This is a genomic window from Methanoregula sp., from assembly GCF_028712425.1.
Classification (GTDB): Archaea; Halobacteriota; Methanomicrobia; order Methanomicrobiales; family Methanospirillaceae; genus Methanoregula.
Genome location: NZ_JAQTQD010000001.1, coordinates 49,676 through 62,364 on the forward strand (window position 1 = coordinate 49,676; position 12,689 = coordinate 62,364).

A 12,689-nucleotide genomic window follows, 5' to 3' on the forward strand; every position below is an offset into this window, starting at 1 on the left:
GCGTGACGGCCGGGCCGGCCGATTGCAAAAAAGATTAAGCAGCCGGTTTATCCCAACGCCGTCTTACGTTTCCAGACATTGTGGTGGGTGAAGATTGCGACCACCGGAACAAGCATGTACACCATCTGGCTGTACTGGTTCCCGGTCAGGGCTATGAGGATCCCGAGCAGGGAAAGGCAGGGGACAACGAGCGTGTTGATAGTCACGTGCCGGATAAAGCGGGGTTCCAAATCCTGCTCGACCAGCCGGAAATTCCCGGTTGCGTACTTCCACTGGAAGAACATCCCCATACCAATGGCAAGGAGGTTGGCTTCGAACACCAGGGCGCCGATCGATGTCCCGTGGAGGTCTCCCGCAAACGAGGTGGAGAACGGCAAAAGCGAGACAAAGAGCAGGGTGCCGAGGTTCAGCCAGACAAAGATCCGGTCCAGGCCTTTTACCGGGTGGACCAGGACATGGTGGGTTAGCCAGAATGCCCCGAGGATGAGGAAGGCAAGGACATAGTGGAAGAAGTCTGAGTACAGCGACAGGAGGAGGTGGGTTGCATAGGCCGGGGACTGGACGATCTGGGACTTGTCCGGGAGGTCGATGCTGATGACAAGCAGCGTCATGGCAAACGCAAAGATTCCGTCCGAGAGTGTCTCAAGACGGCTTTTTGTGAGGTGCATGGCCTCAAAAGACGATGGTTCTTCTGTCATGAGGTGCCGGAGAATTCTGCGTTGAAACGGAATAAGGGTTGCTCTGTGCCGCCCGGACAGCCGTCCCGCTTCGACCCGGATCTCCTTTGCGGATAACCCTTAACCGTTTTGCCGGGGCATGCATTACCATGAGAAATCTGTCATTTTCCCTCATGATCGTCCTCATGTCCGCGGGAATCGTCTTCTGTGCCGGTATTGCGGGCTGCACGAATACCGCTCCCGCACAGCCCGCAACCGGGCAGAAACTCTCAACCCTCGAACCCGCAAAGATGGCGCTGCAGGCATCCGACCTCCCGGCAAACTACACGCTGGTGGAGGAATTCGAGCGGAATGCGTCCGACACTCGGGAATGGGCGCTGGGAAAGGGCTGGAAGAAAGGGTATGCTATCTCCTTTGAAACCCAGCGCCCGGATGCCCGCGGGCTCGACCAGCTGATCTCCGTGTACCCAGCGGAAAATATCACGCTCATTGTCCCCGATACCGTGTCGAGCTTCAAGAACTGGACCGTCGAAGACCAAAATGTCACGGTTGAAGATCTGCCGTCGCCCGGTATCGGCGATGCGAGCAGTGCGCTGAAACTGACCCAGGCTGGCGAACCTGTCGACTATTACATTATCGCATTCGTGAAATACGATGTATACGAGGAGTTATACATAAACGGCACTGCCAGCGATTATGAGGTGCTGAAGGCTGTTGCAAGCAAGGCTGCGGAAAAGATTAGGTAAATTTTTCCTTTTTTTCTGGTTTTTGTTTTGTTCTGAGATAGCATTGAAAAATTTCGCTCAGTTGAGATCCTTTGAAGTATTGATGGGGGCTGATGCCCCCATACCCCCATTAAGATGCTTGCCGCTGCCAAAGTCGAAGGCTGATGCCTTCTCCAGGTAATCCTCGCTGATGCGACGATTACCTCCCAGAAGGGCGAGTCGAAGGTATCACTTCTCCACAGCCTGCGACTGTCCCCGCAGCGGCCTCAATTTCTTTTTATGAAAATAACTCTGTGTCGGTTTTTCCCCTTTAGGTAATACAGAGGCATCGCCAGCGCCCCTTGGGGCGGGCTGGTGCAAGGGGGGCTATCATTACAGGAAGAATTCAATCGTAGTTATAAAACCCCGGCTTTGAAAAATGACTCAAAGCGAAGCATACACATATTGATACTACGGCATCCTAAGACTCCATTGAAAAAAAGAAAAGAAAATCCCTACCCCATTACATCCGGCGCCGCTGCCTGCGGCTCGCTGTGCTCGTACACGCGGGTGATGTAGCGAGCGGAAAAGACCGTATAGAACGGGATGAAAACGAGCTGGACGATATCACCCACGTACGGGATGAGCGAGATGGCGCTGATGGCCACGAAGAAGATGATCCCGATAACGAATAGGACGACTAGAGCGATGAAATAGTTCACCCAGCCGATGGACCGCAGGGTCTCTGTGATGGCTGTAAACCGGATCCCTTCACGGATGCTCCCCGTGCGTGCGCAGCGGATGATTCCCATCATGCTGTAGATGACCCCGATGATGGCAAGGACGAGCATGAGGATGAGAGAGATAATGGTTATGCCGATACCGGGGGCCCCGGACAGAGCGCTGTCAGACGAGAATCCTACAATCGCGAATGCTACCATCAGTACAAATGCCAAAATCATTGGAATGAACCAGAGAAACCCGGTTACGGCGATCTTGATCCCGTCAATGTAGAGCGGGCCCCAGTTGTCAAACTCCGGCGGGGTTGTTGCGCCACGGTAGATCCGGGCCAGGTACCCCGAGAGGATGAACGAGAGGAGGAATGCTACAAGGAACAGGACTGCGATCTCCTTCCACGGGATCAGGTCCCAGCTGAATGTGGTTGCATTTGCTATCTTCTCCGGGTTGAACACGAACGGGAAGAGGGCCATGGGCAGACCGCAGATAATAAAGATGACCCAGCGGATCCATTTCCCAAGAAGCGTCTCCTTTGCATAGTTGAACGATTCGGTAACGATTAATCCGTTATCCATGTTCATCGATCGTAATTCCGGGATATTAAGTGCATGGGAAAAATCCGCCATTCCCGACAGGATCCGGGCTGCCGGGACGTCCCGCACCGCGGATCGCGCACCGGTTATGAGGATACCGTCGAAGCGCTCTTTGTTTATACCCCCTATCCGACCAAAAAGGATGGATAGAAAACAGGAAAAGATCCCGGTATGTCAGATACCGTGAAGACAACCCGGTTCTGGTACCGCCACGACGCCCCGCGGGAGCGGAGGCATATGAACAAGGAGTTCCGGATGGAGGAGAAGCAGTTCTTCCAGAAGTTTGGCGAACTGTTGCGGAAGTACAAATCCCGGGGCTGGAAGTCGCATTGACCCGCCCCGATTTTTTCCTGTATTTTCGTTTCTGGCGTTAAGGAATGCAGGCGGGCTCTGGTATCACACTCTTTGGAAAACAGCGTTCTTCATCCACGACCTGGGTGCCCGTCTTCTCCGGTCTTCACTCCAGCCCCCGGCCGCTGTCGAACCTGCTCCAGGATCTTTGCGACAACCCGCTCGAAATCATAGCCGGAGCAGTCGATTGTAATGTCGGCATATTTCTCGTACAGCGGGACGCGCTGGTCGTAAACAGCGCGGAGTGTCTGGCCTTTCTCCAGTACAATGCCCCGTGTCGTAATGTTAACCAGTCTTTTTTCGATCTCGGTGAGAGAAACGTTCAGGTACACGATAATCCCGTCTTTCTTCAGGTGCCCCATCGCCTTATGGCTCAGGACAACGCTCCCCCCGGTTGCGATCACCGTGTTGTGGAACCGGCGCGAGATGATGATATCTTCCTCGATCTTCCGGAACGTGGCTGTACCGTCCGCGTCCAGGATCCCCTGCAGGTGCCGGCCGGTTGTTTCCTGGATCAAAAGGTCCGTATCAACGAACTTCTTGTTGAGCGCCTTCGCCAGGACAACGCCTATGGTACTCTTCCCAGCACCTGGCATCCCGATCAGGACAATGTTTTTCACGGACTTTCCCGGTAAGCCGTATCTCATTCAATCCCTATCAAGCATTGCGCCAGCGTACAGCCGGTTATTCTTTTAGTACAATGTTCTCAAATTTCAATTCGAAGTGCTCTTCTGAGACCGGCAGAGGGAGAGTGCAGGAGACAAGGCTCTTGCGGCTCACGTGCCCGCCGGCTGCAAGGGTGCCAAGGTTCAGGGCATTCCAGCAGGCCATCCTCCCCCGGTAATAGAAGTTGGCTGAGACGGTCACCTCCCGGGCAGCTGCAGTTCCGGTGTTGAAAGCCTCTGTATGGACAACCAACGGGACCGGGTTCTCTGTTGTCACACGTCCCTCCGGGTATTCCCAGTACCCGTCAACATGAATCTTCGGGGCTGCATGTGGTGAAACGGATGGCGCAGAGGTGGTAACCGGAACGATACTATCCCCTGCAATGAGTTCTGCGGTGATAGTCTCGTTCTGCTTATTGCCGGTGGACAAAGAAACCGACCAGGATTCATATCCGGCCATTGTGAGCCGGATCACGTGCTTTCCGGCCGGGATGTCTTCCAGGGTCAAAGGTGTGAGTCCCCGGAATACCTCGTCGAGGGATATCTCCGCGCCCGGCGGATGGGAGATAATAGTGATGGTTCCGCCTTCCTGTCCGGTTTCCGTTGCGATGATCGGTGCTGCAGGAGCGATACAGCCGGACGATGCAACACAGAGAGTGATCCATGCAAGGGAGAGGATCAGCAGCAAGAGGAAGCGGGACATATCTTCTCGGTTTTTCGTGGAACCGGGAGAATATATGAATTGGGCTGATGGTCCTGGTTCAACGGTTTCCGGCAATGGGATACGATTTTTACCAGATATCACAGGGAGTGTGAATCCAGATATCCTGTTTTATCAGGAAAGTTAGTGTCAGTACCAGGAAATAGCCGGGCCCGGGAAACCGTGTTCCCAATAATATCTGCCATATCTTTTTTCTCCTGCCGCGCCCAACAACACGTTCAGACTACTATGGATATCCAGCAGGTTTACCACACCTTCACGAACCCGAAGGTGGTGACAAGCATGATGCTCATTGCCATTGGCCTCGGTCTCGTCCTCTCGGCCATGCTGAAGTATCTTTCCGGGCAATGGTACATGCCCACGCTCTTTGTTAGTCTCTGTCTTTTGACGGCCCTCATTTACATGTACTGGCTCGACCACATGGACTGGCGGGACGACTGACCGCGACAGGGTTGTTGCTGATATCGGGATAGTAATGGATAGAGTCCCTGCAAAAGGAAAAAAGGAATGGATTGTTGCCCGGTTTTCTGCCTTGTTATTTCTTTGCGGATAAGAGTGCCTGGAGCTGGTTTATGATCCCGTTGATCTGTTCTTCCCCCATTCGTTCAACCGTTTTTCCAGCTGCCCCGCTCTTCGATTCATGCAAGCAGGTATGTATTGCGTATACAGGACGCGGGCAATTCAACACACCTGCGGAGATTCAGAGAACTGCCCGGTCATCCATTCCCGCATGCCCCGCGTTCCGGAGGTGGAGGAGAACTTAGGGTGCAATTCCTGCCCGGATACACAATAAAATAAGAAATTATTGATAAAATTGATAACTTCATGAAGTGGATATATCGGTATGAGTGCTGAGGCAAAAAAGATAACACGACTGCCCCACTTCAAGATGCTTGTTGACATTTTTATCATCGCCGTCTTTGCCGTGGTCGTGTATATTGCTGCGTATTTCATGAACCTGCCGGAGGTTCTGATCCGGGCTCTCGAATCGTCCGGTGCACAGCAGACAAGTGCATTTTTTATTGCCGCAATCTTCCTCACGGTGGGCTTTGTCTTCTTTGCCGTCCGCAGGTGGAATGAAATATCACAGGTAACAGGGGAGACGGACCGACTCCAGGATGCGCTGGAGCGGGCAAACGCGAAACTCATGTTCCTCAACAACATCACCCGGTACGATATCTTAAACGAGCTGACCCAGCTCCACCGGGATTTGGAACCGGCCGAGAAGACGCCGGAAGTGAAGCGGGTGAACGAGGCCATCGAGCGGATCCGCCGGCAGATCAAGTTCACCAAGGAGTACCAGGACATCGGGGCAATCCCGCCATCGTGGCAGAACGTGGCAGACGCCATCATGCGGGCAAAGGTCGGGGTGGACCTCGGCCATGTCAGTTTCGAGATGGAGATCCACGACCTTGAAGTCTATGCCGACCCGCTGCTTGAGAAGGTCTTCTTCTACCTGATCAGCAACTCCATGAAGTATGGCGGGCCCAAGCTCACACAGATCCGGATCTACCGGAAGAAAGCAGACGAGAAGATGATCATTGTCTTTGAGGACGACGGGATCGGGATCTCGCAGGAGATGAAGGCCTTCCTCTTCCCGAAGGAATGGGGCAGCCGGAAGCACGCCGGCTACGGCCTCTTCCTGATAAGGGAGACCCTCGCGGTCAGCGGCATCACCATCTTCGAGTCCGGCACCCCCGGCCAGGGCGCAAGGTTTGAGATTGCGGTGCCAAAGGGCGTGTTCCGGCAGATCTGATCCGGGTTTTTCCCCTCATTTTTTTCTTCTCGTTCTTTTTTTGATTACACCGTACGGGGACAGTTACCGGATAGTTCCGTCAATCGTAACAATCTTTTCCTGAAGCGGAATCTTTTTGCCGGCTTTTTCCATGGCTTTTTCCACAACATGCCGCACTCCGCCACAGCAGGGGACTTCCATCCTGAGAACCATAACCGATTTTATCGCGTGCATGGAAAAGATGGCAGCAAGCTTGTCAATATATCCCTCAATATCTGCATCGAGTTTCGGACAGAAGATGATCAGGATGCGGCCTTTTAAGAACTCTTCATGGAATTGTGCAAACGCAAACGGGGTACAGTCGGCCGCTACCAGCAGGTCTGCATTCTTGAAGTATGCTGCTGCCGGGTTCAGCAGCGCCAGTTGCACCGGCCATTGCCGGAGTTCGGATGATGATGCCCCGGCAACCGGCTGCCCCGGGCCCGTTCGCGGTGCTTCCCGCGATATGCTCTGTGCTGCTGCACCAGGACAACCGATAAAGGGATTGGGCTCATGAGGCCCGGCATGGCATACCGCGGCCGGTGCTGCCCGGGTTGAACGGGTACCGAATGGGGCTGGTTTTTTTGCCGCAGGTGGCTTATGCTCGGGGATGGGAGTGCCGTACTCGATAAGATACTCGATGGCCTCGTTATACAACGCAGTCTCGCCATGGCCTGCCAGGTGTTCCAGGTGCGCTTTAATTACCGCAGCGCCCTGCTTTACGATAACCTCCATGACTCTCCGTTCATCGTAGGGCTCGGCTTCGCGTTCGATTACGCTGATTGCACCTTCCGGGCAGGTGCCGATACAAGCACCAAGGCCATCACAAAAGAGATCGCTCACGAGCCGGGCCTTACCATCGATGAGCTGGAGTGCTCCTTCCGGGCAGTCTGGTATACACTGGCCGCAACCCGTGCATTTCATATCGTCAATACTGATAATCTTCCGTTTCATTGAATCTCCCGCGGAGGATATTATCTGAACAGCGTATTAAGATTGCGAACGGGGAACCTGGTCGTTAAAAATCTGTTTTGTCCAACGGTATTAGGTCCATCCTAGAGAACCGTTTCCGGTTGCCCGTTCTCGTACGATATCGCGAGTACCTTTCCTTTCTCCTGACTCTGTACTGCCCTGTAGTAGGCGTGTTTTCTTCTGAAATACCGGCAGATCCCCGGTCTCCACTCCTCCCAGTTCCGTGCTGCACCCTGTTTTTTTGTAAAAACGCTGCTGTAACTCTGCTAAATACTGTCATTTCAAAGTGCAATATGAGCGCATTGCAGCCAATAGGGGGCCAAAATGAACGTTTCCCAAAATTACCCTGTTGGTTTTTCCGGTTACTGTGTTGGTCGGACCACCTTTATGAGAAATCGAAGGCCAAATTGGGCTCTGTTTGCCTCACCTCACCTTTCCACTTCAGGCTTCCCCGGAGGTAGTGTGCGATCCCTGCTGTTGACAGGAGTTCCGTCACATGGCATTATTTTCCGGCCAGCAATACCAGGTTCACCGGTTGGCGCTCCAAGCCCGGCAATTGGACCCGGGTTACTGCCAGCGGCCGGTTTTTTGTGTACACAATTTTTATCTGAAGCAGGATCGCCCGAACGTATGGGATTGTTTTCTTCCGGTTCCGGTTTTTTGCCGGCTTGCTTTTTCCCGGACCGGTGTATGGCCGGGCTTCTTGTAGTATTTGGGCTGCGACCCGGCTCGGTTATTGCCGGCCCGGGACCACCCGAAACGGGAACCACGGTTCCGGACGGGAGCGGATTTATTCGGGGATTTGTCGGCAGTGTGATGACCGGCTTCCCGTTTACGAACAAGAATCCGTGGCAATCGATCTCGACAAGACCCGTTTCAAGCACCCGGAAAAACCGCATGGTACCATAGCGCGAGTAAAGCCAAAGCTCGCGGGAGATCGGGCCCCCGAATGGAAGTGTCGAGAGCCCGGCAATTGCACCGGAAAATCTCCAGCTGATCTCCGCCACGGTTTCATGAAGCCGGGTAGTTGCCATGATCCGTACCAGGGCAAAGATTCCGTTACCCGTGATGGAAAAATCGCAGACATGTTCCGGCAGCTGCTGGAAGAGCATCACGCTCCCCCGGCCCATGGCAATGGGGATTGTGATATCAAATCCTCTGGTAGGCGGGGGACCTCGTCTCATGAAGTCTCCCGATTAGTGTTCTGTGACATGTGATAAGATAAATATGATATTTCTATTGATATAATTTTCATACTTTGCGGTTCCAGGGTAGATCCACCGGGTTATCCCATTGAGAATGAACCCGTCTGGTGACGCAGGCTAAGAGAAAACGGCACCTCATGTTCCCATTGGTGCTGAATGCTGAAAGGTTCTCCCGGGAATAAGAGTTTCCCCGTAGTGGCGCCCGGTTCTTGCAGGATAGGTTATCGATTGTGAAGGATATTGCCAAAAAAGAGGGTGGTGAAATTACTTTCCGCTCGTCACGGTTTTGGATCCGCGGAGGATCCCGACCGTGCCGGTACGGACAAACTCTTTCACACCGTATTGCCGGAGCAGTTTCTCCAGCGCATCGATCTTGTCGGTATCCCCGATGACCTGGAGGATCAGCGTTTTTGCCCCGACATCCACGATCGAGGCCCGGAAGATGGACGCGATCTGCATGATCTCGGCCCGCGAGGTGCCGAGCTCTGCCGTGACCTTAATCAGGGCGAGTTCGCGCTCGACCCGTTCGTTATCGGTAAGGTCGGAGACCTTGATGACATCGATCAGCTTGTTGAGCTGTTTCATCACCTGCTCGACCTGGGCATCGTCACCGATAACGACAATGGTGATCCGGCTCATGTCCGGCTCCTCGCAGGGGCCGACGGCCAGGCTCTCGATATTGAACCCGCGACGGGAGAAGAGCCCGGTGACCCGCGAGAGAACGCCGGCCTTGTTCTCGACAAGGATGGACAACGTATGCGGTTTCATCGCGAGTGCCCCCCGATCATCTCGTTGATTGCAGCACCGGCCGGAACCATCGGGAAGACGTTCTCCTCCCGTTCAATCCGGAAGTCCAGGACAAACGGGCCGTCGCATTCTATCGCAGCCTTCAGGGCCGGCATGACGTCGTCCGGGGACTCAACCTTGATGCCTTCGATACCGTACGCGTTGGCAATCTTGACAAACTCCACAGACGGCAGCTCGGTGTAGGAATACCGCCGGTCATAGAAGAGTTCCTGCCATTGCCGGACCATGCCAAGATACCTGTTGTTCAGGATCGCGACCTTGACCGGAATGTTGTAGTGGGCGATGGTGCCGAACTCCTGGATGTTCATCTGGATGCTGCCGTCGCCGGCTACATCGAAGACCGGGACATCCGGCCGGGCAAAGTGCGCTCCCATTGCTGCCGGAAGGCCATAGCCCATCGTGCCAAGCCCTCCGCTCGTGATCCAGGTCCGAGGGTGACGGAAGCAGAAGTGCTGGGCAGCCCACATCTGGTTCTGGCCGACTTCGGAGACAATCACCGCATCGCCTTTCAAGAGTTCGCTCATCTGCCGGATAATGTACTGCGGGTGGAGGCAGCCGTCGTCCGGGCACTTGAGCGGGTGGTGCTGCTTCCAGTGTTTGATCTTCTTGATCCAGGCATCATGGATGCCCTTCTTCTTCATGCAGGCAAGCATGTCTGTCAGGACCGTCTTCGTGTCGCCGACAATGGGGACATCGACCCGCTTGTTCTTGCCGATCTCGGCCGGGTCAATGTCGATGTGGATAATCTTTGCATGCGGGGCAAAGGTCTCGGTCTTGCCGGTTACCCGGTCATCGAACCGGACACCAATGGCAAAGAGGACGTCGCACTCGGTGATCGCAAAGTTCGCGTACTCCGTGCCGTGCATGCCAAGCATGCCGAGGTTGAGCGGATGGTCGCACGGGATACAGCCAAGGCCCATCAGCGTTGTCGTGACCGGGATCCCCAGTTCCGTTGCAATGCGGATGAGCTCGGCAGAGGCATTCGAGAGGATGACTCCGCCTCCTGCATAGATGACCGGCCGCTCGGCTGCCATGATGAGCTGGAGCGCCTTCTCGATCTGCCGCTTGTGCCCGGAGTAGGTCGGGTTATAGCCCCGGAGGTGGACTTGTTCGGGAACCGGTACGTCCTTTACGGATGTGGTGCTGACATCCTTTGGGATGTCAACGAGCACCGGGCCCGGCCGTCCGGTCCCCGCGATATAGAATGCTTCCTTGATGACCCGGCTTACGTCCCCGGCATCCTTCAGAAGGTAGTTGTGCTTTGTGACCGGCATCGTGATGCCGGTGATGTCGGACTCCTGGAAGGCGTCGTTGCCCAGCAGGTTTGTTGGGACCTGCCCGGTAAGCGCAACAATGGGGACCGAGTCCATATAGGCAGTGGCTATGCCGGTGACAAGGTTGCATGCACCGGGGCCGCTCGTTGCAAGGCATACGCCTACACGACCGCTTGCGCGTGCATAGCCGTCTGCGGCATGCGCGGCAGCCTGTTCGTGCCGTACGAGAATGTGCCGAAGAGACGAATCATAGAGTTCATCATAGATCGGCAGCACTACACCGCCCGGGTACCCGAAGATGATCTCGGTCCCTTCGCGCTGCAGTGATTCAACGAGGATTTTTGCCCCGGTCTTCATGTCCTGTCCCTCAATAGTCTGTTCATGCCGGCGATCATCGCCTCGACACTTGCCATGATGATGTCGGTGCGGGCGCCGCGTGAAGTAATTATCTTCCCGTCTTTACTTAATCTTACTGTTACTTCGACGAGAGCATCCGTCCCGCCGCTGATCGCGTCCACATGGTACTCTTCGAGCCGGATATCAGCAACATCGGAGACGCACTTTCTGAGCACTTCCATGGCTGCATCAACCGGCCCGTCCCCGGTTGCTGCACCGGTCATCTCCTGGCCGTTGACGACCAGCGTGACAGACGCAGTAGGGATCATATGGCTGCCGGAGGTTGCGGTGAACTGCCGCATCTTGATGACCGGTTTGCACTCGATCGAGAGCACGGCATCGGCCACTGCCATCAGATCTGCATCCGTGACGCGTTTGCCTTCGTCGCCAAGCTGCTTGACCCGTTTCACGATCTCTTTTACCTGTTTTTCGTCGGCATTGTAGTCCATTTCGTGCAGGGCAGCTTCGACCGATGCCGTCCCCGAGTGCTTGCCAAGAACGATCCGCCGCTTACGCCCCACCATCTCGGGTTTCACGGACTCGTACGTGGAGGGGTCGCGCATCACGCCATGGGCATGGATGCCGCTCTCGTGCGTGAATGCCATCTCGCCGACAATGGCTTTGTTTACCGCCAGCGGGACACCGGTATGCCGGGAGACGAGGCTTGAGAGCGGGTAGATCTTCTCCTTGACAATCCGTGTTTGGTACCCGTACAATGCTTCAAGTGCCATCACAACCTCTTCGAAAGGCGTGTTGCCCGCCCGTTCTCCGAGGCCGTTGATGGTCACGTGGGCACAGTTTGCCCCGGCTTTCAAGGCTGCCATGGTGTTCGTCAGGGCAAACCCGAGATCGTCATGGCAGTGGATCGAGAGCGGGGCGATCGCTGCAAGCGGCGGGATGAACTCTGCGGTCTTCTCGGGTGTCAGGAGACCGACGGTGTCGCAGAAGCAGAGCCGATCAGCTCCCCGCTCTAAACCACCTTTGAAGATCTCGTGCAGGAATGCCTGGTCGGCCCTTGATGCATCTTCCCCGGAGAGTTCGACAATGAGCCCGCGGCTTTTTGCATACTCCACGGCATCATAAGCCATTTTTGCAACCTGCTCGCGATCTTTCCGCAGCTTCTTTGCTATATGCAGGTCACTTACCGGGATAACGAGGTGAACCGAATCCGCCCCCAGGTCAGCAGCATAATCGATGTCCTCCCTGAGGGCACGGACATAGGTACAGATCTCTGCTTTCAGCCCGGCATCCGCAATGCGGCGGATTGCTTCCCGCTCGCCATCGGATGCAGCCGCGGATCCTGCTTCAATGACATCAATGCCAATGTCCGAGAGCCTGGATGCGATCTCAAATTTCTGTTCAGGATTCAGCGAGACGCCGGGAGTCTGTTCCCCGTCCCGTAATGTTGTGTCGAAAAAGCGCAGGTTATCGGCGAATAAAACACTCACTCATGGTATACACCATGAGTAATCGTGGGAATGGAGAATATAAAAAGGATTGCTGCACCAGATTTTTCGATATTTATCACACATCCCCGGATGTTCCATCGTTTTGATTTGTTTTGTTTTTCTGGTTGGTAGAACACCTGGAAGGGAATATGTCTGATGGGGATGGGGCCACGGGCGCTCGGGATCTTCCGACCCTCGCCCCGTGGAAATTTGCTGTATGTGGGCCAAAAAAGAGGATCATCGTCGCAATGCCCCCGTTAATCGTGAGAATGATTTTTCCTGGGCAGGAGTTTTTAAAATCCCTTACCTGCATCTCGGCCTGCTAGTGGCGGCAGTTCGAAGTGTCGAATCTCATCAGATATGA

At 54.8% G+C, this 12,689-nt stretch carries 13 protein-coding genes; 4 read left to right on the forward strand and 9 right to left on the reverse strand.

Features of this window, described 5'->3' with window-relative positions; translation table 11 throughout:
* Window positions 1–47 precede the first annotated feature (47 nt).
* Window positions 48–698, reverse strand: coding sequence for a TMEM175 family protein (locus PHF39_RS00230; protein ID WP_300218871.1), 651 nt, complete (start codon window positions 696–698; stop codon window positions 48–50).
* 128 nt (window positions 699–826) lie between these two features.
* Here PHF39_RS00230 and PHF39_RS00235 point away from each other — a divergent pair, with 128 nt between their 5' ends.
* The gene (locus PHF39_RS00235; protein WP_300218873.1) at window positions 827–1,423 is read left to right on the forward strand and encodes a hypothetical protein; all 597 of its coding nucleotides are present in this window, start codon (window positions 827–829) and stop codon (window positions 1,421–1,423) included.
* 473 nt (window positions 1,424–1,896) lie between these two features.
* Here PHF39_RS00235 and PHF39_RS00240 read toward each other — a convergent pair whose 3' ends face one another.
* Complete coding sequence (locus PHF39_RS00240) at window positions 1,897–2,694, reverse strand: DUF4013 domain-containing protein (RefSeq protein WP_300218874.1); 798 nt, start codon at window positions 2,692–2,694, stop codon at window positions 1,897–1,899.
* Window positions 2,695–2,883: 189 nt separating this feature from the next.
* On the opposite strand from PHF39_RS00240, the gene PHF39_RS00245 reads away from it, so the two are divergent.
* Window positions 2,884–3,045 (forward strand): hypothetical protein, encoded by a 162-nt coding sequence (locus PHF39_RS00245; protein ID WP_300218875.1) that lies wholly within the window; start codon window positions 2,884–2,886, stop codon window positions 3,043–3,045.
* Between the two features lie 89 nt (window positions 3,046–3,134).
* Here PHF39_RS00245 and PHF39_RS00250 read toward each other — a convergent pair whose 3' ends face one another.
* Window positions 3,135–3,683, reverse strand: coding sequence for a shikimate kinase (locus PHF39_RS00250; protein ID WP_300218876.1), 549 nt, complete (start codon window positions 3,681–3,683; stop codon window positions 3,135–3,137).
* A gap of 64 nt (window positions 3,684–3,747) precedes the next feature.
* Window positions 3,748–4,431 carry a PEGA domain-containing protein gene (locus PHF39_RS00255; protein WP_300218879.1) on the reverse strand — a complete coding sequence of 228 codons (684 nt, stop codon included), beginning with the start codon at window positions 4,429–4,431 and terminating at the stop codon, window positions 3,748–3,750.
* 246 nt (window positions 4,432–4,677) lie between these two features.
* On the opposite strand from PHF39_RS00255, the gene PHF39_RS00260 reads away from it, so the two are divergent.
* Entirely contained in the window at window positions 4,678–4,890 is a 213-nt protein-coding gene (locus PHF39_RS00260; RefSeq protein ID WP_300218881.1) for a hypothetical protein, read from the forward strand.
* Between the two features lie 403 nt (window positions 4,891–5,293).
* Window positions 5,294–6,205 carry a HAMP domain-containing sensor histidine kinase gene (locus PHF39_RS00265; protein WP_300218883.1) on the forward strand — a complete coding sequence of 304 codons (912 nt, stop codon included), beginning with the start codon at window positions 5,294–5,296 and terminating at the stop codon, window positions 6,203–6,205.
* A gap of 63 nt (window positions 6,206–6,268) precedes the next feature.
* Here PHF39_RS00265 and PHF39_RS00270 read toward each other — a convergent pair whose 3' ends face one another.
* The 5 genes from PHF39_RS00270 to PHF39_RS00290 all read right to left on the reverse strand — a co-directional run bounded on the left by PHF39_RS00270 (window position 6,269) and on the right by PHF39_RS00290 (window position 12,325).
* Window positions 6,269–7,177, reverse strand: coding sequence for a 4Fe-4S binding protein (locus PHF39_RS00270; protein WP_300218886.1), 909 nt, complete (start codon window positions 7,175–7,177; stop codon window positions 6,269–6,271).
* Between the two features lie 446 nt (window positions 7,178–7,623).
* Window positions 7,624–8,379 carry a hypothetical protein gene (locus tag PHF39_RS00275; RefSeq protein ID WP_300218889.1) on the reverse strand — a complete coding sequence of 252 codons (756 nt, stop codon included), beginning with the start codon at window positions 8,377–8,379 and terminating at the stop codon, window positions 7,624–7,626.
* Window positions 8,380–8,664: 285 nt separating this feature from the next.
* On the reverse strand, window positions 8,665–9,168 hold the full coding sequence (ilvN, locus tag PHF39_RS00280) for an acetolactate synthase small subunit (protein ID WP_300218893.1): 504 nt from the start codon (window positions 9,166–9,168) through the stop codon (window positions 8,665–8,667).
* On the reverse strand, window positions 9,165–10,838 hold the full coding sequence (gene ilvB, locus PHF39_RS00285) for a biosynthetic-type acetolactate synthase large subunit (RefSeq protein ID WP_300218896.1): 1,674 nt from the start codon (window positions 10,836–10,838) through the stop codon (window positions 9,165–9,167). Before ilvB ends, ilvN begins: the two co-directional genes overlap by 4 nt.
* On the reverse strand, window positions 10,835–12,325 hold the full coding sequence (locus PHF39_RS00290; RefSeq protein ID WP_300218899.1) for a 2-isopropylmalate synthase: 1,491 nt from the start codon (window positions 12,323–12,325) through the stop codon (window positions 10,835–10,837). Before PHF39_RS00290 ends, ilvB begins: the two co-directional genes overlap by 4 nt.
* Window positions 12,326–12,689: the final 364 nt, after the last annotated feature.